Here is a 21,419-nt window from a genome sequence, read left to right as displayed (position 1 = left end):
CCCATGATCGGCCCCGTAACGGCGACCAGCGTGATGCCGGTTCGCAAGGAACAAACAGAACAGCAGGCGGCCACTCAGCCCAAGTTCAGGCCCGAGCTCGCGAACTTTCGACCGGGAACTGGGGAAGAGGCCGGTTTCAAGCCATACAAAGCCCCAGCCGAATTCATGGCCATGATGGCGAAATCCGAGGCGGAGGCGGCGTGGATGGACTCCGCCGAGGGCAAGGCCTGGCAGGCGGAGCAACTGGCAAAGCAGAATGCGCAGCCTGTCGAGCTTGCCGTCTACAAAGGCGGCCAGATGGTCGGGTTCATGGCGGGCGGGTTTTCAGGCCTGGGTTCCATGGGAGCCATCCTGCCCGACAATTGGGGCAGCATGCGCACCGAAGACCTGAAGAAGGTGTTTCAAAGCCATGGTTTCAAGGTCGTCACCGCAAAGGATGGCCTGTCGATGAACCACGGCCAGGCCGCCAATATCTTGAACCGTTCCTAGCTTTCGGAAAGCGGACAAAAAGCGCTGAAGCCCAGCGACACGTGGCGCAATCTTCTATTAACCGGCCGCCGCCATCACTGGACCACCCTGTCGTGTCAATGAGGAGACTCCCATGATCGGCCCCGTAACGGCGACCAGCGTGATGACGGTTCGCAAGGAACAAACAGAACAGCAGACAGCCACTCAGGCCGATTTCAGGCTCAAGCTCGCGAACGCTCGACCGGTAACCCCGGAAGAGCTGGGCATCGAGCTCACCAAGGGCTCCGGTGAGTTCACGGCCATCCTGGCGAGATCGAAGGCCGAGGCGGCGTGGATGGACTCCGCCGAGGGCAAGGCCTGGCGGGCGGAGCAACGTGCAAAACAGGATGCGCAGCCTGTCGAGCTTGCCGTCTATAAAGGCGGCCAGATGGTCGGGTTCATGGCCGGTGGGTTTACGGCCGAGAGTTCAATCGCGGGCTTCCTGCCCAGAAACTGGGACAGCATGTCGATCAAAGATCTGAGCCAGTTTTTTAGAAGCCATGGCTTCAAGGTCGTCACCGCCAAGGAAGGCCTGTCGATGAACCACGGCCAGGCCGCTGATATTATGAACCTTCTCTAGGAGTAAGAAAGAAGCCTAAAGGCGCTGAGGCGCGCCTTTCCACGGCCGCATCGGCGGCATGTCCCGGGTGATCTCGATCCGTGTCAGGTCCGCGCCCTTCAGCGCCGCCTGCACCTCCAGCAGATAGCCCCACCAGTCGAGATAGGCCCGGCGCGCGGCCGCGATCTGCGCGGGGGTCGGATCCCAGTGGCAGGGCGTGAAGCGTACCGCGTCGTGGACGATCACACCCTTGCGGTTGCGACGCGGGATCGCTTGCCAGCCCTCGACCCCGAGCATCGCCGCATCCGCCGTCTTCGCGTGGCGGCCCCAGCGGTTCACCGTCCAGTCGTCCGGCTTCAGCCGCGGGCGGGCGTCGGGCATCCAGTCGGGCGTGCGGCCCGCGCGGGCGAGGTCGGCGACCAGCGTTGCCGCGTACCAGGGCAGCGTGTTCCGGACCACCGTCGCGATCAGCTCGGCATCGTCATGCGGGCTCGACCGGCCGCGGCTGGTGTCGACCCGGGTGCCCAGCTGGGCACGTTCGAGCGCGACATATTCCATGCCATAGGACCGCCAGCCGGTGCCGCCGACCGCCTCGATCTCGTCATGGTCGAGCCGCGCGCATTCGGTGCCGAAGGCCCATTCCAGCGCCGCGCGCACCGGCATCGCGCGCCGGGTCCGGGAGGCAGTCTGCGCCGGGGGGCGGATCGCGGCGGTCATGCCGCCGCCCCCGCCAGATCGGCGATGCGGCGGCAGCGGGCCAGCTGGGCCTCGCGGTCGCGCAGCCACGCCGCCTCGGCCGGATCGAGGAAGGCCGGATCGGCCCCCGCCAGATGCGCGTGGCGGCGCAGCGCCTCGCCCGCCGCCTGGCGGATCTGCCCCAGCGCATAGCCACCCGGCCAGCGACGGGTCCGGCGCAGATCGTCCAGCAGCTCCGGCGCCCAGCCCTCGGCCAGCGCCTGCCGCCCCACCGCATGGGCAAAGACCGCCCGGATCAGCGGCGAGGCATCGTCGGCGGGCGGCTGGATCTGCGCCGCCGCCTTCAGGATCGCATTGGCGATGGGGAAGCGGTCGCGGTCCTTGCCGCCGGGCTGGGCCGCCGCCATCTCTTCCAGCGCGGCGAGGTTCGGCGGGGTCATGTAGGCCAGCCGCTTGGCGAGATCCGCCAGCATCTCGTCGAACTGCGCCTTGGTCATCGCGCCCGGCTTCACCAGCCCGCGCCGCAGCAGCGGCTCGATCAGCAGCGCCCGCACCCGCTTTTCGCCCTCGGCCTGTTCCCTCGCGTCCATCCTCGGCTCCTTTCTCTCTGCCTTGCCAACCGTTTCAGGACTGTCCTGCAACTGTCCGGCGGACATTTGCGGGACACTTGCGGACAGTTCGGGACAGTCGGGACAGTCCTGCCCCTTTCTCTGCCCTTGCGGGGTTATCCACAGGCCCTGCCCTGTCAGACCGACGCGAACCGTCCATGTTTCTGTCCTTTTCTCTGTCTTTGTCCCTGTCGTGCAGGACAGTCTGAAACTGTCCGAGACTGTCCCTGAACTGTCCTCGGGACAGTTGCGGACAGTCTCGGGACAGTCTGGGAATTACTCGCGGGGGCGCGCGGCCCGGGTCATGTCGAACATGTGGTTGGACCAGGCCGTGATCGCCCGCTCGACCCAGGCCGAGCCGCGATAGCCGCAGCCCTGCTCGACCAGCCAGTCATCCATCCAGAGGACGGCCGCGTCGTTCTGCGCCAGGTCGGGGTGGATCCCGGCCACGGCCGAGCGCAGCCGCTGGCGCCGCTTGGCGGCGTTCGCCGCCTCGTTCCGCGCCCGGTTGTCATGCTTGCGCGAGAGCGCTTCCAGCACCATGGCGGTCACCCGGCCGTGCATCAGCCGGATCTGATCGCCGCAGCGGCAGGGCTGCCAATGGTGAAGCGGCCCGTATTCCATCTCGCTCAGCCGCCGCAGCCGCGCCACGTCGACCGCCAGCAGCTTGGCCAGCTGCTCGGGATCGTCGGGCAGCGTGCCGACCGGCTTCTGGTCCTGCGACAGGCAGATCAGGTCGAAATACAGCGCCCGGCATTCCTCGGTGCCCTTCAGCCGCATCTCGCTGTTGAGCCATTCGCGGTGATACCAGGTCATGAAGTAATGGCCGTTCAGGTCGTCCTCGGGGCCGAGCGGATAGTCGGGCAGATCGGCGGCATCGACCGGGCGAAGACGGGAGGCGGCAAGTGTCATGGCGTTACCCCTTTCGCCGCCAGCGCCATCGCCGCGGCCAGAATGCGTTCCCGGGCGGCGCGGCCGCCCCGGGTCAGGGCATGGGAGAGATAGTCGTCCGAGAAACCCAGCGCCCGGCTGGCCTTGCGCTGCGAGGCAAAGCGCAGGCCCCCGATCTCGACGGGATGCGGGTCCCGGCCGGGGCGGCGCTGCGGCCGTCCGATCCGGTCGGGATCGCCATCGGAGAGCGCCTTCCAGACCGCCTGCGGCGTCACGCCGAAGCGGGCGGCGGCGGCATGGGCATCGGCAAAAAGCTCGCCCCGGATCCTGACCGGCATCGGCTCGACCCCCTTGCGGCCCGCGCCGACCCGGTCGAGCCGACCCTTGCGCGCGGCCGAGCGCACCGCTTCGGGGGTCACCCCCAGAGCCCGGGCGGCGCTGGCCGCATCGGGATAGGTCGTGCCGCGGATCGTGAGGTCGGTGTAAATCCGCGTGGCCATCACATCCCCAGGGCCTCGCGATAAAGCTGCAAGACCGCCTCTTCCTCGGCGATGTCGTCCGCGTGGCGCTTGCGGAGCGCGATGATCCGGCGCAGGGCCTTGGTGTCGTAGCCACGCGCCTTGGCGGCGGCCATCACCTCTTTCTGCTGATCGCCGATCTGGGCCTTCTCTTCGGCCAGCGCCTCGAACCGTTCGATGAAGCCCCGCAGTTCATCGGCCGCGACGCGGTACGTCCGGTCGCGCACCGCCTCATCCTCGGCGGTCTCCTTCATCGGGGGCCGCAGCCCGGCGGTAAAGCTGTCGAGCGGGATCGGGCCGGTCGTCGCCCCGGTCGGGCCGGTGAGCGAGACGGTCGGGCCGGTCACGCCCGGCCCCCCTTGAACCGCGCCAAAAACTTTTCCGCCCGCGCCTCGAAGACCCGGGCCGCGGCGCGGGCTCTGCCCGCGCGCACCTGGTTGAAGCGTCCGGCGACGCGCCAGTAGATCCGAATTGCCAGTGTCATGCCGTTTGCTCCGGGTCGAAGAGTTCGAAGACGGTCTCGGCGCCCGCGAGCGCCAGCACCGCCAGGACGTAATGCAGCCCCGGCGCGTTCTCGGATCGCAGCCAGTTCCGCACCGTGCGCGGGTTCACCGACCGCTGCGCCGTGGTCAGCGCCTCGGCCACCAGATCGGCCAGTTCGGCCTCGCTGGTTGCCTCGGGGAACGACCGCCACAGAAGCGAGGCGAACCACTTCCGCTCCCGCTCCTGCGGGTCGCGCAAATTCTGGAAGGACTTTTGCATAGCGACATCCCTATGGTGGCTTCGTGCAAAATGACTCGGGGTCGAAATCGATGGAGAGGACGCCGTCAGCATGCGGCGTCCTCCGGAGCGGAAAATGAGAGAACGGAGCCGGGCAGCGTGGGGCCCACGAGGGACGGGACGCGCGGCATCAGGCGGCGTCCCCGGCGGGCGTGGGCGCAGGGTGGTCGCGCATGTAGTCGCGCAGCTTGTCTGCGGTAAGCATCGTCGGGCTGCTCTCGCGGGACTTCCACGACCCCCACTGGCCCCACCCGGCCCCGATTGCATCGCGCAGGACCTTCTGTGGGGTTTTCGAGCACGCCGCCGCGTAGGCTTCGATTTCTGCGAGGAACTCTTCCATGCACGCCATGATGGGTATTTATTCCCATGATGGCAAGGGAATTTTTGCCCATCGCGCGCGCCGCCCGGCCGTGGGAATATATCCCCATGACAGAGGACCCATTCATTGCGGGCTTGCGCGCGGTCTTTGAGGCCGATCCTGAGCTGCGCCCGGCGACAGTGAGCGCCAAGGCTGGCTTGGATAAGTCAACTATTCGCAGAATGTTCGAGGGCGCAATCCAGTCCCCGAGGCGAGCGACATCATTGAAGATTGCCGACGCGCTCGGTTTGAGCATTGAGGAAATTGTCAACGGTACGGCCACTGCGTCGGGCGGCCGGACTGTAGCCATCGCTGGCAAGGTCGGCGCTGGCGCCCGCGTGCCGGTCTTCGACGCCTACGAGAAGGGCGACGGCCCGCAGGTCGAGTGCCCTCCAGGCCTCTCTCCACATGGCGTTGTCGCCGTCGAGATCGAGGGCGACAGCATGGAGCCGGTCTACTCGGCGGGCGACCTTCTGTTCTACACCCGCTGGTCAGCCGAGAGCGTGCCAAGCGATGTCGTCGGCAAGCGCTGCGTGTGCGAATGCGAGGAAGGCTTGGGCTGGGTGAAGCTGATCCGCGAAGGGCGTGAGCCCGGGCTTTTCGACCTGCACAGCTTCAACGACCAGACCCCGCCGATGTACGGGGTCCGGCTCAAGTGGGCGGCCCAGATCAAGCTGCACTGGCCTGCGGAACTGGCGAGGAAGGTGGACGGATGAGTGAAGGCGAGCCTGACTACGAATCTCTATTTCCAGAATTGAATGAGCAGACGAAGGCAGTCCTTGAGGTGGTCAAGGCCCTAGGCACTGCTTATGATTACAGACATCAGATACTGACTAGGGACATCAAACGGTTGAACTATGCCCTTGGTAGAAGCACCAACATGCTGATGTTGGCGCTAGCCATGAAGAGCACGACCGACCCAGAACGCCGCGCAGAGATGATGAAGGAGATCGACGCACATCTGGACGCGGTGCAAGAAATTCAGTCAAAGATTGGGTTCGTCAGTGAGTAGCAACGTCTTGCCGCTTTTCGGCGAAAATGCTCAGGCATTGAAAGACAGTGCCGTTGCCCCATATGGTGGCGACGGAGGTGGAACTGAAATGCTCGAACAACGCGTCAAGCACCTAGAGGATGAAGTGAAGGAGATGCGCGGCGACGTGCGCGCCCTTCGGGACGATGTTGCCGAGATGAAGGGCAAGATCTCCATGCTCCCAGGCTATCCCGGCCTTGCCGTCTTGATGGCGGGGATCGGCAGCGCGCTCCTCGCGGCGTCTCGCCTGTTCCCGCCGCTACCTTGAGGCAGGCCCAGGTGGACAGGCTCCAAAGCGATATGACTGACGTGAAGGCCGCGCTTGCTCGCATCGAGGCCAAGCTCGACAGCAAGATCGACTACAAATGGCTGACCGTCTATGTCCTCGGCATCATCGCCGTGATCATGCGGTCGGAGATCGCGTCATGGGTCTCTTCCATAGGCGCAAGCTGACCGCCCCTTCCGCCAAAAAACAGATGACCCCGTCCTGACCCCGCCTCGCGCGGGGTTTTTCGTGCACTCAGCCCGGCGCTGATGGGGGCAGAATAGCGCGGCCTTAGGGGCGGCGCTAGCGTGGCGTGGGAATTTTTGCCCACATTCTTCTTGACGTGGGCATAAATTCCCACCATCATCCCCTTACCGACAACAGAAAGGGGACACCCATGAAACCGATCCTGACCGCCACCGCCGCGCTGGCCCTGCTGGGCGCGCCGCTGTTTGCCGCTGTCAACGCCACCGAGGACCTGTCGGCGATCCGCCAGCCCTCGGTCGACGGCGCGGGCTGCTTTGCCGCCATCGCGGGCACCAACGCCTTCGAACGCACCCACGCCCCGGGCTGCATCTATTACCGCGCTCCCACCGGCACCGACCCGAAGGAGGTCGAGGCCGCCGATCCCGAGCCCGGCGATCCGGGCGAGGCCGAGGGCGACGACAGCGAGAACGCCGGTCTCTGAGCATCGGTGCGGGCCGCGCGTCGGCCCTCATCCCATGCCCAGACCCCGTTCGCTCTCCGGAGGACCCCATGCCCCGCATGCCCAGAATCCCCGACCTTCCCGCAAATTACGGCTTCGGGACCTGGCGCGATGCGCTGCTGGGCGCCCTGATCGGCGCGCTCTTCGTCGGCTCGGCCTGGGGCGGCATCACGCTGGCCGGAATCGCCCACGGAAGCCTCTGATGGACACGACCCTCGCCGCCGCCCCGCCGCCCGACGCGCTGGCCGATTTCGTCGCCGAATGGCAGAGCGCCGCCCCCGAGGTGCAACTCGCCGCGATCCGCGGCGCGCTCCGCCGCCAGGGCATCGCCCAGCCCGCGACCGACGATCCCGCGCGGGCTGGATACGAGATCCAGCTTTTCGGCCTTGCGGCCCTCGGTCGCGACGAGGCCGACGCCGCCCGCACCTGGATGGACGCGGCCGCCCGCCGCTGCCCCTTCGCCTGACCTTGAAAAGGAGACCGTCGATGACTGCTCAAACCCGCGTTGACGCGCCCGAAACCGACACCACCGCGCCCGACACCGAGCCGAAATGGACCTTGAGCATTTCCCTGAGGGGGCGCGAGACCGTCGATTTCAGCCTGACGGAGTCGAGAGCCCTTGGCGCCCTGCGTGCCCTGCAGGACCGGGACGACGACCGCGATCTGGAGGGATGGTTCTTCCTTCCCGGGCTGGTGGTCAATCTGAGCGACGTTCAGATGATCTCGGCCGCCCCGAGCCCGTCGGACACCGCGTCGCGGGCGCGCCTGACGTGGATCTGAACGCGTGACCGTCTCCCGCCCCCTGCTGCGCTGGCACGGCGGCAAATGGCGCCTCGCGCCCTGGATCGTCGCCCAGTTTCCCCCGCATGACTGCTATGTCGAGCCCTTCGGAGGCGGCGCCTCGGTGCTGCTGCGCAAGCCGCGCGCCGCGCTCGATGTCTATAACGACCTCGACGGCGCCGTGGTCGCCCTTTTCCGCATCCTGCGCGATCACCCTGACGAGTTGATCCGCCGGGTCGAGTTGATGCCCTTCGCCCGGGCCGAGTTCGATGCCGCCCAGGACCCGGGCATGATACCGAAGGACGAGATTGACCTCAGCCTTCGCCTGCTCCTGCGCTCGCACATGGGCTTTTCCAACGCTGGGGCCTGCGGCCGCGGCGGACACCAGAAGACGGGCTTTCGCGGTCGCGGCATCCGCGCCGGGACCACCCCGCCCGAAAACTGGCGCCGGTTCCCGCCGGTGCTGCGCGAGGTGGCCGAGCGGCTGCGCGGCGTCGTCATCGAATGCCGGCCGGCGCTCGACCTGATCGCGGCGCAGGACGGGCCGTCGACGCTCTTCTATCTCGATCCGCCCTATCTGCCCGAAACCCGCGATGCTGGCGCCGATTACACCCACGAAATGACCGAGACCGACCATGCCGATCTGCTGGCCGTTCTGGGATCGCTGCAAGGCGCGGTGGTGCTGTCGGGCTATGCCGCGCCCCTCTACGACCGCGCGCTGGCGGGCTGGCACCGGATCGAGCGGTCGACCTTCGCCGATGGCGCGCGCCCGCGGACCGAGGTGCTGTGGATGAACCGCGACCCGGCCCTGCCGCTCTTCGGGGGGCGGGCATGAAGACGCCCCTCCGGATCCTGATCGGCTGCGAGACCTCAGGCGTGATGCGCCGGGCCTTCGCCGCGCGCGGGCACGATGTCTGGTCCTGCGACCTGCTGCCCGCAGAGGACGCCACCAACCGGCACATGATCTGCGATATCCGCGACGTGCTGGATCTGGGCTGGGATCTGCTGGCGGTGATGCACCCGCCCTGCACCCGGCTCTGCAACTCGGGCGTCCGCTGGCTGCATGTGCCGCCGACCAACGCCCCAGCCGAGGCGCACCCGGCCGAAAAGGCCGCCTGGCCCGACCTGCCCGAAGAGGCCCGCCGCGCGATCATGTGGCGGCTGCTCGACGAAGGTGCCGCGCTCTTCTCGGCCTGCTGGCGGGCGCCGATCCCGCGCGTCGCGGTCGAGAACCCGGTGATGCACCCCCATGGCCGCGCCCGCCTGCCCGGCGATCTGCCCAAACCCCAGATCGTGCAGCCCTGGTGGTTCGGCGAGCCCTTCTTCAAGGCGACCGGGCTCTATTTGCGCGGTCTCGCGCCGCTGAGCGCCACCGACCGCCTGACCCCGCCCGCGCCCGGCACCGAGGCGCACAAGCGCTGGAGCGCGGTCCACCGGGCGCCGCCCGGCCCCGACCGCTGGAAGATCAGATCCCGCACCTTCGAGGGCCTCGCCGCCGCCGCGGCCGCCCAATGGGGCGGCGACGCAAGACGGGAGGCCGCGTGATGGAAGAGACCAAATGGCCCCGCGAGATCTGGGCCGCCCAACCCGACCCGGACGATGCAGAGGGCAGACATGTCTTTTCGGAACACGCCACCGTCCCGCGCTTCGAAGGCGACAGCGAGCGCGATTGCGCGTTCCACCGCTATGTCGACGGCGACATCGTCGACAGCGCGGATCGCTACCACCGCGAAATGCTGATCGCCTCGCGCGCCCGGGCCAACGCCGCAGAGGCCGAACGCGACCGGCTCCGCACCGAGCTCGAGCGGCTGCGGGAGGACGCAGGACGGTATCGGTGGCTGCGCGCCCGGGATCTCGACACGATCCAGTCCGAGGGCATCTTCGCGGGCAGGACGCCCGAAAACCTCGTGCTGAACCTGGAAGATCTCGATGCGGCGATTGATGCCGCCCGCCACCACGGGGACCGGGGCAATGGCTGACACGCTCCGCGCCAGCTTCGGCCGGTTCGAGGCCGAAACCGTCCCGACCGAAGCCCGCCTGACAATCAGCAGGGACGGTGCGACCGTGATCCGGCTCTTCGGCCGCGATCTGGTTCGCAGCACGCTTCTGGGCGGCAGCTGGTGCCCTGACATGCAGCGCGCCCTCCGCTGGGGCCTCCAACGGATCGAGGCCAGGCTCGGCGAGGATCTCCGCTTCCGCGCCGGTGTGATGGCCGCATGCGATCTCATCTCGCGCCTTCGCCTGGCCGGGGATCCGAGGCGCGCCGAGCGGCTTCTGCTTGGGGATATGGACGCCGGGCGGTCCCAGGGCGAGACGCCGCTCTCACAAGACTGCGGCGCGCCGGTGAACGACAAGAGCGCCTGCGGCCGCAGCTGCTCCGCACCAGGCGCCATGCTCAATTCGGTGGAAGAGCCCGCGGCCGAAACGTTCCGCGAGGCCGTCGCCGAGCTGGTTTATTCTGTCATGAAGGAAGGAAAGACCGATGTTTGAGAATCCGTCGCAAGCCGCACCGATCTACATTCGTCCGAAGGATGCCCCTGCTTTGCTCGGGGTCAGCACATCGACGTTTCACCGATGGATGAACCGTGCGGGAGACGAGTGGCGCACCATCAAACGCGGGAACGTGAGGCTCGCGAGATTCGAGGATGTCCAAGCCTGGCTCGAAAGGGGCGACGCATGAAGTCGTTATGCTCAGGTCGCCCTGATTTCCGCAGCGCCCTTGGGGGACAAGATGGGGGACTAACCGGAAAAATAGCGCCAAGCCTTTGATTTTGCTTGGACTATGGTGCGGTCGAGAAGACTCGAACTTCCACGGGAGTTACCCCACAGCGACCTCAACGCTGCGCGTCTACCAATTCCGCCACGACCGCACGTGTCTGGTAGTGCCGGGGTTCATAGCGAGTCGGTTCGGGGATGTGAAGGGGGATTCTTGCCTTTTTCGCCCCATCGGGTGCGGCGCAACGGCCGGGTCCCGCAGACGTGCGACACCCGGCCTCGCGGACACCTAGTCCGCGACCGAAAACGCCGGCAGCGCAGGCATGGCCACCTGCCCCGAGACAACGGGCGCGGGCGCCGCAAACGCGGTCCCGTCGCTGCGCCCGCCGATCCGGTAGGCGGCCTGGCGGATCAGTTCCGACCGCTCGGGCTGGCCGGGGGCAAAGACCGGCGCGGCGCCCCGCGCCACGGCATCGAGCCCCGCATCGTACCAGTCCAGCGCCAGATCGGCCCGGGTCGCGGTGCCGAATCCCTGGCTCAGATGGTGGCCCAGCAGTTCGCCATAAACGGCCTCGCCCAGCACGTTCAACAGCAGCGCCGAGCCCAGCGCCACATCCATGTTGTCGGTGCGATAGCCGACCGACAGGCAGATCCGCGCGGTGCCCGCGAGCTGTTCGGGCGACATGCCCGAGCCCTGCACGAAGCCGCCGAGATCGGACATCACCTCGGCACGCGGCCGGAAGGACAGCGCCGACACATAGGGCTTGAGCACCGGCCCGAGGCGGTCGCATTGCGCGGCGATCTGATCCTGCGACAGGGTCGAGACCCGGCCCGCCATGTCCTCGCCCGAGGCGATGGCATAGGTGCGCGCGAGGCAGAACTGTTCGTTCAGCGCGACCGAGGGGTCGGTCATCGCCGCCGAGGTGACGAAACCGCCATTGGTGCTGGTCAGCAGGCTGACCTTGTTGCAATGCGAGGCCAGCGACTTGCCGGTGCCCGTCCCGAGGAAATTGGGCAGCGCCGTGCCGCCCGGGCCCGGAGCGCGCGCGGCATTCATCACCGGGATCGTCGCGGGGACCGGGGCTGGCGCAGGCGCGGCGGGCGCGATGACGACGGTGGTGTTCGGCACCGGCTGCACCGCAGGCGGCGGCGCAATGCCGGCGGCCTGCTTCTGATAGGTGCGCAGCAGACCGCGCGGCCCCATCGGGTCGCCGGCGATCATCTGCGCGGTGGCCGGGCCGCCCGCGATGGCGCGGCGATAGGAACCGGTCAGGAAATCGCGCTCATAGGGCTGGAGCCGTCCCGTGACCGGGTACCCCATGGTCGCCTGATACTCGGAAATGGCCGTGCGCGACCGGCTGCCCAGAACGCCGTCGACGGCGCCGACCGGGAAGCCGAAATAGTTCAGCGAGGTCTGGACCTCGCGATTCTGCGCCACCGTGGCCGGGTCGGCATAGGTCCGGTGCTGGCCGGTACGGTGCTGCCGCCCCTTGCTGGCCTCGTTGAGGATGGCGCCGCCGATGATCCCGGCGATCAGTCCGCCGACGACATCGCCGCCATCGGCGGCGGCCCGGGTGGCGGGGGTGAGGGCGAGGCTGGCCGCGAGGCAGGCCATTGCAACTTTCGTCTTCATGCCGACATGTCTCTCCTGCAATGCCGTGAAGGCACCCGCCCCACCCGGAAGGCACCAGAATGCCCTCCACTGTCCGGGCGCACCGCGATACCTGTAAAGCAAGGAAGGCCTCAAGATGGAGCCGGAATGGATTGAATTCGAACAGCTTTCTCCGTATCTGGAAACTGTTGCCGCGATGGAAACGCGCGCCGATGCCATCGCTGCCGGTCGCGCGGGCGAGGCGATCTGGCTGATCGAACATCCTCCGCTTTACACCGCGGGCACCTCGGCCCGGCCCGCCGATCTGACCGATCCCGGCCGGTTTCCGGTCTTCGAGACGCGCCGGGGCGGGCAATACACCTATCACGGGCCGGGCCAGCGGGTGGTCTATGCGATGCTCGATGTCGGCCAGCGCGGCCATGACGTCCGCCGCTTCGTCTGGCAGCTCGAGGAGTGGGTGATCGAGACCCTGGCCGAATTCAACGTCCGGGGCGAACGGCGCCCGGGCCGGGTCGGGGTCTGGGTGGTGCGGCCCGAACTGCCCCCCGGCCCCGACGGCGCCCCGCGCGAGGACAAGATCGCGGCCATCGGCGTGAGGCTGCGTCGCTGGGTCAGCTTTCACGGGCTGGCAATCAATGTCGATCCCGATCTCGGCCATTTCGACGGCATCGTGCCCTGCGGCATCCGCGACCATGGCGTCACCAGTCTGGTCGATCTGGGGCTTCCGGTGACGATGGGCGATGTCGACGTGGCGCTGAAGCGCAGCTTCGCCAGGGTGTTCGGCCCGCTGCCCTCGCGCCAGACGGCGACGGGATAGCCGCCTCTTCGCAAGCGGACGGGCCCCGGATCCGAGGCCCCTCCGCAGCATATCCTGTTTCGGCGACCGGTCAGTGCCGCGTCGAGCGGGTCGAGATGTCTTTCAGCGAGGCCGCGCCTTCGATCAGCAGCGGATGGCGCTCGGTCTGCGGAGCGTCCTCCTGGGCGCCATGCAGTTCCTTTTCGTATTCCTCGGCCTTCAGGCGGAAGAACCGCTGCGACAGATCCTCGTACATCTCGCGCGCCAGCAAAAGCCCCATCACCAGCGCGGACAGGATGAACAGCGGGTGCTGATAGATGAAGAGGAAGACGATCAGATGCACCGTGATCAGCAGGAGCGCTCCGGCGCGCAACGCCAGAGCTGGCCAGTCTTCCGGTCTGACTTTCTTCAGGTAAGTGAACATGAGCTGGTCCCCGCCTCCGTGTAAGCGTCCACGTTATCTCCCCTCGGGTCCGGGAGGAAGTGCCCGCAGATCCTTCCTATCCGCCGATCCGTTACCAAATCGCTTTCCAGATGGCCCCGCAGGCGCGCGACACAAGACTTACAGGACAGGCTCCGCCGAAAAAACGGGCACAGGTTGCCGCAGGGCCGTCCGCGTCACCTCGGTCAGGCCAGGCGCTGCCGCACCGCAGGGCCCACGGCCGCGAAATCCATCCGCCCGGCATATTCGGCTTTCAGCAGCGCCATGACCCGGCCCATGTCGCGGATCGAATTGGCCTGGGTCTCGACGATGGCGGCGCCGATCGCCTCGTCGACCTCGTCCTCGGTCAGCTGGCGGGGCAGGAAGTCCTCGATCACCCCGATCTCGTCGCGTTCGCGTTCCGCCAGGTCGAGCCGCCCGCCCTCTTCATAGGCCCGCGCGCTTTCCTGACGCTGCTTGACCATCCGCGCGAGGATCGCCAGGACCTCGGCATCGCCGACGCCGTCCTCGCCGCCTTCGGTGCGCGCCGCGATGTCGCGATCCTTGATCGCGGCATTGATCAGCCGCAGCGTTCCCAGCCGGTCGGCCTCCCTGTCCTTCATCGCCGCCTTCAGCGCCGCCGAGATGCGGGTGCGCAGGTCCATCGGGTGCCTCGTGTCATTGCCCAGGTCAAGTTGGGCAAGATAAGGGCAGGATCTTGCCGTGACAACCCGGGAAGACCCGCGTCAAGTCCTTGAAATCGCGCGGTTCTACAATTTGCCGCTGGCTCTTGATTCTTCCTTGGCACCGACCTAGTGTCCGCGCGACCAGCGCCCAGGAGATCCCGATGCCCGCCGCCATGCCCCGCCCGACCGCCTGCCTGACCCTTGCAGATGGCACCGTCTTCTACGGCCAGGGCTTCGGTGCCGTGGGAGAAACGGTGGCCGAGCTCTGCTTCAACACGGCGATGACCGGCTATCAGGAGATCATGACCGATCCCTCCTATGCCGGCCAGGTGGTGACCTTCACCTTCCCCCATGTCGGCAATGTCGGCGTCAATGACGAGGACGACGAGACCGCCGAGCCGGTCGCCGAGGGCATGGTGGTGAAATGGGACCCGACCGAGCCCTCGAACTGGCGCGCCGCCGAAGAGTTGAAGACCTGGCTGGCCCGGCGCGGCCGGATCGGCATCGGCGGGCTCGACACCCGGCGGCTGACCCGGGCGATCCGCCAGCAGGGCGCGCCGCATGTGGCCATCGCCCATGACCCCGAGGGCAGGTTCGACATCGAGAAGCTGGTCGCCAAGGCGCGCGGCTGGTCCGGACTTGTCGGGCTTGACCTCGCCAAGGACGTGACCTGCGCCCAGAGCTATCGCTGGGACGAAATGCGCTGGGCCTGGCCCGACGGTCACGCCAAACGGACCGAGCCCGGCCACCGGGTCGTGGCCATCGACTATGGCGCCAAGCGTAACATCCTGCGCTGCCTCGCCTCGGCGGGCTGCGACGTGACCGTCCTGCCCGCGACCGCGACCGCCGAGGACGTGCTGGCGCTTGACCCGCAAGGCGTGTTCCTGTCGAACGGCCCGGGCGATCCGGCGGCGACCGGGGATTATGCGGTGCCGATGATCCGCAAGGTCCTGGAAAAGGACGTGCCGCTCTTCGGGATCTGCCTCGGCCACCAGATGCTGGCGCTGGCGCTGGGCGCCAAGACCGTCAAGATGAACCACGGCCATCACGGCGCGAACCATCCGGTCAAGGACCTGGAAACCGGCAAGGTCGAGATCACCTCGATGAACCACGGCTTCACCGTGGACAGCCAGACCCTGCCCGAGGGCGTCAAGGAAACCCATGTGTCGCTGTTCGACGGGTCCAACTGCGGCATCCGGATGAGCGACCGCCCGGTCTTCTCGGTGCAGTATCACCCCGAAGCAAGCCCGGGCCCGCAGGACAGCTATTACCTGTTCGAACGCTTCGCGGACGCCATGGTCGAGCGCAAGCAAGCCTGACCGGACTGGGGACTTCACAGGGGGCTTCGGCCCCCGTCCCACCTCGGCCCCGTCCCCACCCGCCTCCGGGTTCAGTCTTCCAGAAGCTCCAGCACCCGTTCGGGCGGGCGTCCCACAACGGCACGGCCATCGGCCATCGCGATCGGCCGCTCGATCAGCCTGGGATGGGCCGCCATCGCGGCGATCAGCACCTCGTCGGGCGCGTCCTTGGTGAGGTCGAGTTCCGAAAAGAGATCCTCGCCGGTGCGCATCATGCCGATGGCACACCCGCCCAGCATGTCCAGCGTTTCGCGCAGTTCCTTTTCGGTCGGCGGCACGTCCAGATAGCGCCGCACGGTCGGCTCGGCGCCCGTCTCTTCCAGAAGCCGCAGCGCCTCGCGCGATTTCGAACAGCGCGGGTTGTGCCAGATAACGATGCCGGTCATTCCCAATCCTCTCGTCCAGAGCCCACGGCCTCGGCGACATGCGCAAAGCCGTCCCGCGCCAGCAGCCGGTCGAGCCCGTCGACGATGTCGCGCACGAGGCTCATGCCGCCATAGACGAGCGCGGTGTAAAGCTGCACCGCAGAGGCGCCCGCGCGGATCTTGGCATAGGCCTCTTCGGCCGAGCCCACGCCGCCCACCCCGATCAGGGGAAGACGGCCGCCGGTCGCGGCGGACAGCCGCGCCAGCACCCGGGTCGACCGGGCGAAAAGCGGCGCGCCGGAAAGCCCGCCGGCCTGCCCGGCCTCCGGGCTTTTCAGCCCGGCCCGGGCCAGCGTCGTGTTGGTGGCGACGATGCCGGAAACCCCGGCTTCCAGCGCCACCTGAGCGATATCGTCGATCTCGGCGTCGGTCAGATCCGGCGCGATCTTGAGGAAAACCGGGATCGGGCGGGAAAGTTCCGCCCGCGCCGCCATCACGCCTGCCAGCAGCGCCGACAGCGCCTCGCGCCCCTGCAGATCGCGCAACTTTTCGGTATTGGGCGAGGACACATTCACGGTCGCGAAATCGACATGCGCGCCGCAGGCCGCCAGCACCCGGGCGAAATCGGCCGCACGGTCGGCGCTGTCCTTGTTGGCGCCGAGGTTCAGCCCCACCGGCACGCCCTCGGGGCGCGCCGCCAGCCGGGCGCGGATCGCCTCCATCCCGTCATTGTTGAAGCCGAAGCGGTTGATCGCGGCCCGGTCCTCGACCAGCCGGAACAGCCGCGGCCGCGGATTGCCGGGCTGCGGGCGGGGCGTCGCGGCCCCCACTTCGAGAAAGCCGAAGCCCGCGCGCATCAGCGGGCCCAGCGCCACCGCGTTCTTGTCATAGCCCGCCGCCAGTCCCACCGGATTGGGCAGCGCAAGCCCGGCCAGATCGGTGGCCAGCCGCGGGCCGGTCAGCCGCCCCGGCAACGGCACGAGCCCGCTTTGCAGCGCCGTCAGCGACAACGCATGGGCCCGTTCGGGGTCCATCCGGTGAAACACCGCAAGACCCGCACGTTCGAGCGGCGTCATACCACCCCCTCGGGAAAGATATGGCCCGTCGCGCCCAGCGGCAGCGACTTGTCCCAGACCAGATCGGCAAGCCGCAGTTCGCGGTAAAGATGCGGAAACAGCGCGCCACCGCGCGAGGGTTCCCATTTCAGGTCGGCCCCCAGCCGTTCGGCCTCGACCGCGACCAGCACCAGATCGCTTTCCCCGGCGAAATGCTTTTCTGCGGTGCCGGTCACCTGCTCGGCGGTCGACAGGTGAATGAAGCCATCGGCCAGATCGACCGGCGCGCCGCGGCTGGCGCCCCGCTCGCGGAGCGCGTCCCATTCGGCGCGGCGGAAAATCTTGTAGATCAGCATGTGCCCGACATGCCCCCTGCCGCGCCCCGGGTCAAGCGCGGCGGGCTTTGACAGCCCCCTCGAACCGCGCCACTCTGGCCCGCGTCAACCCAGATGGAGACCCTGACCGATGACCATGCGCATCCTCTCCTCGGCGGCGGTGCTGGCGCTGCTGTCCGGCGCCGCGGCACAGGCCGAGTTCGCGCTGACCCTGCTGCACACCAACGATGTGCATGCCCGGCTGGAACCGATCTCGAAATACGATTCGGGCTGCCCCGAAGAGGACAACCGGGCCGGGGACTGCTTCGGGGGCGCGGCCCGGCTGGCCACCGCCATCGCCGCAGCCCGGGCCGAGGGCGGGCCGAGCCTGCTGCTCGATGCGGGCGATCAGTTCCAGGGCACGCTGTTCTACACCTATTACAAGGGCAAGGCCGCCTCCGAGATGGTCAACCGGCTGGGCTATGACGCGATGGCTGTCGGCAACCACGAATTCGACGACGGCCCCGAGGTGCTGGCCGGGTTTGCGGCCCGGCTGACGATGCCGCTTCTGATGGCCAATGCAGATCTCTCGGCCGAGCCCCAGCTGAAGGACAAGATCCGGAAATCGGTGGTGATCGAGGAAGCGGGCGAACGGATCGGCGTGATCGGCCTCACCCCCCGCGACAATCCCGAACTGGCCAGCCCCGGCCCCAATATCGTCTTCACCGATCCCCTCGACGCGGTGCAGGCCGAGGTCGACCGCCTGGCCGCCGAAGGCATCGACAAGATCGTCCTGCTCAGCCATTCGGGCTATGAGGCCGACAAGCGGATCGCCGCCGGGACCACGGGCGTCGACGTGATCGTCGGCGGCCACAGCCACACACTTCTGTCGAATACCGATGACACGGCTGCAGGCCCCTACCCGACCATGGTGGGCGACACCGCCATCGTGCAGGCCTATGGCTACGGCAAGTATCTGGGCCGGCTGGACGTGGTCTTCGACGACGCGGGCAAGCTGGTTTCGGCCGAGGGTGCGCCGATCCTGCTCGACGCCTCGGTCGCCGAGGACGCGGGCGTCAAGGCCCGGGTGGCCGAACTGGCGCAGCCGCTGGAAGAGATCCGCCAGAAGGTCGTCGCCGAAACCGCCGCCCCTATCGACGGCGAACGCGGCTCCTGCCGCGCGGGCGAATGCGCGATGGGCAATCTGGTGGCCGAGGCGATGCTCGACCGGGTGCGCAGCCAGGGCATCCAGATCGCGCTTCAGAATGGCGGGGGCGTGCGCGCCTCGATCGACGAAGGCCCGGTGACCATGGGCGAGGTGCTGACCGTGCTGCCCTTCCAGAACACGCTGTCCACGTTCCACGTGCCCGGCGCGGCGGTGCGCGCGGCGCTCGAACACGGGCTGAGCCAGGTCGAGGAGGGCGCGGGCCGTTTCCCGCAGGTCGCGGGTCTGCGCTTTACCTGGAACCCCGAGGCCGAGCCCGGCCAGCGGCTGCGCAAGGTCGAGGTGCAGGAGGGCGGCGCGTGGCTGCCGCTCGATCCCGACAGGTCCTACGGGCTGGTGTCGAACAACTATGTCCGGAACGGCGGCGACGGCTATTCCATGTTCCTCGACGCGCGCGAGGTTTATGATTTCGGCCCCGATCTGGCCGATGTGACGGCCGACTATCTGGCCGCCCAGGCGCCCTATACGCCCCGTCTCGACGGGCGCATCGCCACCGAGTGACCCGGCCCGGGCGGCGCGCCCTGCGCCGCCCGCCTCGCCCGTCCGGTCACGATGCCCCGCCCGGCGGGCGCGCCCGATCTTCCGGCTTGATCTTGCGGCCCCGGGCGGGTTCAACGGGGTCCGACCCGGCCCCGCGAAGGTTCCGCCATGCCCGACCCCGACCCCGCCGCCCCGATCGCGGGCGCCCGCCCCGCCCCGCTCGCGACCGGGGTGCTGGTCGCGGGCGCGGGCTTTGCGGGCCTCGTCGCGGCCATCGAGGCGCGTCTGCACGGCGCGGCGGTGACGCTGATCGACCCGGCCCCGCCGCCCCTTCTGGGCGGCAATACCCGCCATTGCCGAAACATCCGCCTGGTTCATGACCGCGAGACGCCCTGGCAGCGGGGCAGCTATCCGGCGGCCGAGTTCGCCACCGATCTGGCGCGGCTTTCCCCGCCCGAAACCGGGCTCGGGGCCGTTCTGGCCGAGGGCTCGGCCGGGCTCGGTCCCTGGCTGGCCGCCCGGGCCGTCGCCTTCGAGCCCTGGGCCGAGGGCAACCTGCCCTTCTCGCGCCGCACCGCCTTCTTCCGGGGCGGCGGGCAGGCGCTGACCAACACGCTTGTCCGTTGCGCCGAAGGGCTGGGGGTCGAGATCCTTTGCGGCTGGCGGATCGACGTGCTTCCCCAAGGCTGGGCGAAGGATCGCGCGCTGGCGCTGACCGCCGACACCCCCGATGGCCCCCACCCCATCGAGGCCGAAGCGCTGATCCTCGCCTCAGGCGGCTACGGGGCCAACCGGGCCGAACTGATCCGCCACCTCGGCCCCGGCGCGGCCGTCTTCGCCAATCGCGGCACGCCGTATCAGCAGGGCGCACCGCTTCTGTGGCTGATGGCCCATGGCGCCGAGACGGCCGGGCGGCCCGGCGACGGGCATCTCGTCGCCGTCGATGCGCGCGCGCCCCGGGACGACGCGGGCATCGTCAGCCGCGCAGACGGGATGCAGGTCGGCCTTGTCGTCGACGCCACCGGGCGGCGGTTCCGCGACGAGGGCGCCGAGACCGGATCCGCGCGCTACTCGGTCTGGGGCCGGGCGCTGGCAGAGCGCGCCGATCCGCGCGCCTGGCTGATCCTCGATGCCGAGGGCACCGGGCGGCTGCCACCGCTCCTATATCCGCCGCTGGCCGCCGACAGCCCCGCCGAACTCGCCCGGCTTTGTGGCATCGATGCCGAGGGGCTGACCCGGACGCTGCAGGCAGCAACGGAAGACGCCCCGCTCGACCCGCCCCGAAGCCGCTCCGACGGCGTGCCGCTCACCGGGTCGCCCGTCGCGGCGATCCCGCTGGTGCCCGGGCTCGGCTTCACCCGCCACGGGGTCGCGGTCGACGCGACCGCCCGGGTCCGGCTCGCGGGCGGCGGCACCGCGCACCGGGTCTTTGCCGCAGGCGCCGCGATGACCGGCGCGGTGCTGGGCGAGGGCTATCTCTCGGGCACCGGGCTGACCGTCGGCGGCGTCTTCGGCCGCATCGCCGGGGCGGGCGCGGCCGCGTGCGCAGGCCCCGCCGCCAACCGCCCGCGCCCCGCCGCCGTTCCGGCCCCGGCGGCGACCGAGCCCGTTCCTCCAGCGCCCGAACCCTGGGCCGAGGCCGCCCGCGCGCTGAACATCTGCAATACCTGCGGCTTCTGCACCGGGCTTTGCGCGGTCTTTCCGGCGGCCCAGCGGAGGCCAAACCTCGCGGCGGGCGATCTGCGCCATCTGGCCCATCTCTGCCATGACTGCCGGTCCTGCCATTACGACTGCCAATACGCGCCGCCCCATGCGCTGGCCGTCAACCTGCCCGCGGCGCTGGCCGCCGCGCGCGCCGCCGATCACGCGGCCGGGCTGCCCCCGCGCCTGCCCGACCTGATCTTCCTGCTATGCCTGATCGGCCTGCCGCTGGCCGCCCTGACCCTGCTCCCGCCCGGGGTTCTTTTTTCCACCCAAACCGGGCCGGGCGCCTTCTACGCGGTGATCCCACACGCGGCGATGGCGGGCGGCGCGGCCCTGGCCTTCACCGGGGCCGGTCTTGGCCTCGGGCTGCGGCTCTGGCGGTTCTGGCGCGCAACCGGCGGCCCGACCGCCCGGCCGTCGCTTGAAAGCCTCTGGCAAGGGTGTCGCGATGCGCTGACGCTCGCCAATCTCGGGGCCGCGCGCGCCTGCGACGGGGCGCACGGCCCGGTCGGGCGGGCGCGGCGCTGGAGCCACCACCTGCTGGTCACAGGCACCGCGCTGACCGCGCTCGCAACCCTTGCCGGAGCCGTCCTGCATCTGGGCGGCGCGCTGGCGCCCTATCCGGTGGCCAGCGCGCCCGTGCTGCTGGGCAGCCTCGGCGGCATCGCCATGCTGGCGGGGCTCGCCGGGTTCGAACGCTGGCACCGGACCGCCGACCGCCGCCCGGCCGCGGCACGCATGCAGGCCGCCAATCGCGGGCTTCGGGCGCAGCTTGCCATCGTCGCCGCCTCGGGCCTTGCGCTTCTGGCCTTGCGCGACGGCGCCGCCATGGGGCTGATGCTGGCACTGCATCTGGGCGCGGTGCTGGGGCTGGTGCTGGCGCTGCCTTTCGGCAAGCTCGGCCATGGCGGGTTTCGCAGCCTCGCGCTGATCCGCCATGCGGGCGAAGAGGCCGCCCGCCGCCCCGGCCCCGACCATCGCGCTTGACAA

The 21,419-nt window shown here is 68.9% G+C and carries 32 protein-coding genes and 1 tRNA gene; 18 read left to right on the top strand and 15 right to left on the bottom strand.

From position 1 onward, the window contains the following. Positions 1-3: 3 nt before the first annotated feature. Both DSD19_RS17760 and DSD19_RS17755 read left to right on the top strand, forming a co-directional pair. On the top strand, positions 4-489 hold the full coding sequence (locus tag DSD19_RS17760; RefSeq protein ID WP_133260465.1) for a hypothetical protein: 486 nt from the start codon (positions 4-6) through the stop codon (positions 487-489). 112 nt (positions 490-601) lie between these two features. Next, complete coding sequence (locus DSD19_RS17755; RefSeq protein ID WP_113670563.1) at positions 602-1,087, top strand: hypothetical protein; 486 nt, start codon at positions 602-604, stop codon at positions 1,085-1,087. A gap of 15 nt (positions 1,088-1,102) precedes the next feature. Here the strand turns inward: DSD19_RS17755 and DSD19_RS17750 are convergent, their stop codons facing one another. The 8 genes from DSD19_RS17750 to DSD19_RS17720 all read right to left on the bottom strand — a co-directional run bounded on the left by DSD19_RS17750 (position 1,103) and on the right by DSD19_RS17720 (position 4,899). Beyond that, on the bottom strand, positions 1,103-1,783 hold the full coding sequence (locus tag DSD19_RS17750; RefSeq protein WP_113670562.1) for a hypothetical protein: 681 nt from the start codon (positions 1,781-1,783) through the stop codon (positions 1,103-1,105). Beyond that, entirely contained in the window at positions 1,780-2,352 is a 573-nt protein-coding gene (locus tag DSD19_RS17745; protein WP_113670561.1) for a hypothetical protein, read from the bottom strand. The genes DSD19_RS17750 and DSD19_RS17745 overlap by 4 nt, the downstream gene beginning before the upstream one ends. A gap of 294 nt (positions 2,353-2,646) precedes the next feature. Continuing rightward, positions 2,647-3,282, bottom strand: coding sequence for a hypothetical protein (locus DSD19_RS17740; protein ID WP_243628102.1), 636 nt, complete (start codon positions 3,280-3,282; stop codon positions 2,647-2,649). Next, positions 3,279-3,761 (bottom strand): hypothetical protein, encoded by a 483-nt coding sequence (locus DSD19_RS17735; RefSeq protein ID WP_113670560.1) that lies wholly within the window; start codon positions 3,759-3,761, stop codon positions 3,279-3,281. Before DSD19_RS17735 ends, DSD19_RS17740 begins: the two co-directional genes overlap by 4 nt. Beyond that, on the bottom strand, positions 3,761-4,033 hold the full coding sequence (locus DSD19_RS17730; protein ID WP_113670579.1) for a DUF2312 domain-containing protein: 273 nt from the start codon (positions 4,031-4,033) through the stop codon (positions 3,761-3,763). Before DSD19_RS17730 ends, DSD19_RS17735 begins: the two co-directional genes overlap by 1 nt. A gap of 89 nt (positions 4,034-4,122) precedes the next feature. After that, positions 4,123-4,263, bottom strand: a complete 141-nt coding sequence (locus DSD19_RS21905; protein WP_165828173.1) for a hypothetical protein — start codon at positions 4,261-4,263, stop codon at positions 4,123-4,125. Then, a complete protein-coding gene (locus DSD19_RS17725) occupies positions 4,260-4,541 on the bottom strand; it encodes a hypothetical protein (RefSeq protein ID WP_113670559.1) in 282 nt (93 codons plus the stop codon). Before DSD19_RS17725 ends, DSD19_RS21905 begins: the two co-directional genes overlap by 4 nt. 148 nt (positions 4,542-4,689) lie before the next feature. Beyond that, positions 4,690-4,899: a hypothetical protein gene (locus tag DSD19_RS17720; protein ID WP_113670578.1), complete on the bottom strand. Its 210-nt coding sequence runs from the start codon at positions 4,897-4,899 to the stop codon at positions 4,690-4,692. A gap of 29 nt (positions 4,900-4,928) precedes the next feature. On the opposite strand from DSD19_RS17720, the gene DSD19_RS17715 reads away from it, so the two are divergent. The 12 genes from DSD19_RS17715 (at position 4,929) to DSD19_RS17670 (ending at position 10,188) form a co-directional block, all read left to right on the top strand. Beyond that, positions 4,929-5,633 (top strand): S24 family peptidase, encoded by a 705-nt coding sequence (locus DSD19_RS17715; RefSeq protein ID WP_243628100.1) that lies wholly within the window; start codon positions 4,929-4,931, stop codon positions 5,631-5,633. Further along, on the top strand, positions 5,630-5,929 hold the full coding sequence (locus DSD19_RS17710; protein ID WP_113670558.1) for a hypothetical protein: 300 nt from the start codon (positions 5,630-5,632) through the stop codon (positions 5,927-5,929). The genes DSD19_RS17715 and DSD19_RS17710 overlap by 4 nt, the downstream gene beginning before the upstream one ends. Beyond that, a complete protein-coding gene (locus tag DSD19_RS17705; protein WP_133260464.1) occupies positions 5,922-6,215 on the top strand; it encodes a hypothetical protein in 294 nt (97 codons plus the stop codon). The genes DSD19_RS17710 and DSD19_RS17705 overlap by 8 nt, the downstream gene beginning before the upstream one ends. Positions 6,216-6,247: 32 nt before the next feature. Continuing rightward, positions 6,248-6,400: a hypothetical protein gene (locus DSD19_RS21900; protein WP_165828172.1), complete on the top strand. Its 153-nt coding sequence runs from the start codon at positions 6,248-6,250 to the stop codon at positions 6,398-6,400. 209 nt (positions 6,401-6,609) lie between these two features. Further along, positions 6,610-6,900, top strand: a complete 291-nt coding sequence (locus DSD19_RS17700) for a hypothetical protein (protein WP_113670556.1) — start codon at positions 6,610-6,612, stop codon at positions 6,898-6,900. A 77-nt stretch (positions 6,901-6,977) separates the two neighbouring features. Next, positions 6,978-7,121: a hypothetical protein gene (locus tag DSD19_RS21895; protein WP_165828171.1), complete on the top strand. Its 144-nt coding sequence runs from the start codon at positions 6,978-6,980 to the stop codon at positions 7,119-7,121. Next, positions 7,121-7,384: a hypothetical protein gene (locus tag DSD19_RS17695; protein WP_113670555.1), complete on the top strand. Its 264-nt coding sequence runs from the start codon at positions 7,121-7,123 to the stop codon at positions 7,382-7,384. Before DSD19_RS21895 ends, DSD19_RS17695 begins: the two co-directional genes overlap by 1 nt. A 20-nt stretch (positions 7,385-7,404) precedes the next feature. Continuing rightward, positions 7,405-7,698: a hypothetical protein gene (locus DSD19_RS17690; RefSeq protein ID WP_075785596.1), complete on the top strand. Its 294-nt coding sequence runs from the start codon at positions 7,405-7,407 to the stop codon at positions 7,696-7,698. Positions 7,699-7,702: 4 nt separating this feature from the next. Continuing rightward, positions 7,703-8,533, top strand: coding sequence for a DNA adenine methylase (locus DSD19_RS17685; protein ID WP_113670554.1), 831 nt, complete (start codon positions 7,703-7,705; stop codon positions 8,531-8,533). Next, positions 8,530-9,243, top strand: a complete 714-nt coding sequence (locus tag DSD19_RS17680; RefSeq protein WP_113670553.1) for a hypothetical protein — start codon at positions 8,530-8,532, stop codon at positions 9,241-9,243. Before DSD19_RS17685 ends, DSD19_RS17680 begins: the two co-directional genes overlap by 4 nt. Further along, positions 9,243-9,677 (top strand): hypothetical protein, encoded by a 435-nt coding sequence (locus tag DSD19_RS17675; RefSeq protein WP_113670552.1) that lies wholly within the window; start codon positions 9,243-9,245, stop codon positions 9,675-9,677. Before DSD19_RS17680 ends, DSD19_RS17675 begins: the two co-directional genes overlap by 1 nt. Continuing rightward, positions 9,670-10,188 (top strand): hypothetical protein, encoded by a 519-nt coding sequence (locus DSD19_RS17670; protein WP_113670551.1) that lies wholly within the window; start codon positions 9,670-9,672, stop codon positions 10,186-10,188. Before DSD19_RS17675 ends, DSD19_RS17670 begins: the two co-directional genes overlap by 8 nt. 293 nt (positions 10,189-10,481) lie before the next feature. Here the strand turns inward: DSD19_RS17670 and DSD19_RS17665 are convergent. After that, positions 10,482-10,568 (bottom strand) — tRNA-Leu (locus tag DSD19_RS17665). A gap of 134 nt (positions 10,569-10,702) precedes the next feature. Next, a complete protein-coding gene (locus DSD19_RS17660; RefSeq protein WP_165828170.1) occupies positions 10,703-12,046 on the bottom strand; it encodes a peptidoglycan-binding protein in 1,344 nt (447 codons plus the stop codon). Between the two features lie 115 nt (positions 12,047-12,161). Between DSD19_RS17660 and lipB the strand changes: the two genes are divergently transcribed. Next, positions 12,162-12,842, top strand: a complete 681-nt coding sequence (gene lipB, locus DSD19_RS17655; RefSeq protein WP_113670576.1) for a lipoyl(octanoyl) transferase LipB — start codon at positions 12,162-12,164, stop codon at positions 12,840-12,842. Positions 12,843-12,912: 70 nt separating this feature from the next. On the opposite strand, the gene DSD19_RS17650 is transcribed toward lipB, so the two are convergent. Together DSD19_RS17650 and DSD19_RS17645 are read right to left on the bottom strand one after the other, a co-directional pair. Continuing rightward, entirely contained in the window at positions 12,913-13,245 is a 333-nt protein-coding gene (locus tag DSD19_RS17650; protein ID WP_133260463.1) for a hypothetical protein, read from the bottom strand. A 203-nt stretch (positions 13,246-13,448) separates the two neighbouring features. After that, positions 13,449-13,907, bottom strand: coding sequence for a GatB/YqeY domain-containing protein (locus DSD19_RS17645; RefSeq protein ID WP_075785589.1), 459 nt, complete (start codon positions 13,905-13,907; stop codon positions 13,449-13,451). 182 nt (positions 13,908-14,089) lie between these two features. On the opposite strand from DSD19_RS17645, the gene carA reads away from it, so the two are divergent. Beyond that, on the top strand, positions 14,090-15,247 hold the full coding sequence (carA, locus tag DSD19_RS17640) for a glutamine-hydrolyzing carbamoyl-phosphate synthase small subunit (RefSeq protein WP_113670549.1): 1,158 nt from the start codon (positions 14,090-14,092) through the stop codon (positions 15,245-15,247). Between the two features lie 71 nt (positions 15,248-15,318). Here carA and arsC read toward each other — a convergent pair whose 3' ends face one another. From arsC to DSD19_RS17625, 3 genes are read right to left on the bottom strand one after another with little or no spacing between them, the layout of a single operon-like run. Beyond that, positions 15,319-15,672, bottom strand: a complete 354-nt coding sequence (gene arsC / locus DSD19_RS17635) for an arsenate reductase (glutaredoxin) (protein WP_113670548.1) — start codon at positions 15,670-15,672, stop codon at positions 15,319-15,321. Next, on the bottom strand, positions 15,669-16,727 hold the full coding sequence (locus tag DSD19_RS17630; protein ID WP_113670547.1) for a quinone-dependent dihydroorotate dehydrogenase: 1,059 nt from the start codon (positions 16,725-16,727) through the stop codon (positions 15,669-15,671). The genes arsC and DSD19_RS17630 overlap by 4 nt, the downstream gene beginning before the upstream one ends. Continuing rightward, positions 16,724-17,062, bottom strand: a complete 339-nt coding sequence (locus DSD19_RS17625) for a DUF952 domain-containing protein (RefSeq protein WP_113670546.1) — start codon at positions 17,060-17,062, stop codon at positions 16,724-16,726. The genes DSD19_RS17630 and DSD19_RS17625 overlap by 4 nt, the downstream gene beginning before the upstream one ends. A gap of 109 nt (positions 17,063-17,171) precedes the next feature. On the opposite strand from DSD19_RS17625, the gene DSD19_RS17620 reads away from it, so the two are divergent. Further along, positions 17,172-18,746, top strand: coding sequence for a bifunctional UDP-sugar hydrolase/5'-nucleotidase (locus tag DSD19_RS17620; protein WP_113670545.1), 1,575 nt, complete (start codon positions 17,172-17,174; stop codon positions 18,744-18,746). Between the two features lie 147 nt (positions 18,747-18,893). After that, positions 18,894-21,416, top strand: a complete 2,523-nt coding sequence (tcuA, locus tag DSD19_RS17615; RefSeq protein ID WP_113670544.1) for an FAD-dependent tricarballylate dehydrogenase TcuA — start codon at positions 18,894-18,896, stop codon at positions 21,414-21,416. The last annotated feature ends 3 nt before the right edge of the window (positions 21,417-21,419 follow it).

This window comes from Rhodovulum sp. BSW8, assembly GCF_003314725.1.
Lineage (GTDB): Bacteria > Pseudomonadota > Alphaproteobacteria > Rhodobacterales > Rhodobacteraceae > Rhodovulum > Rhodovulum visakhapatnamense.
Note: the sequence above shows the minus strand (reverse complement) of the source record. Positions and strands in the feature narration are given on the sequence as shown.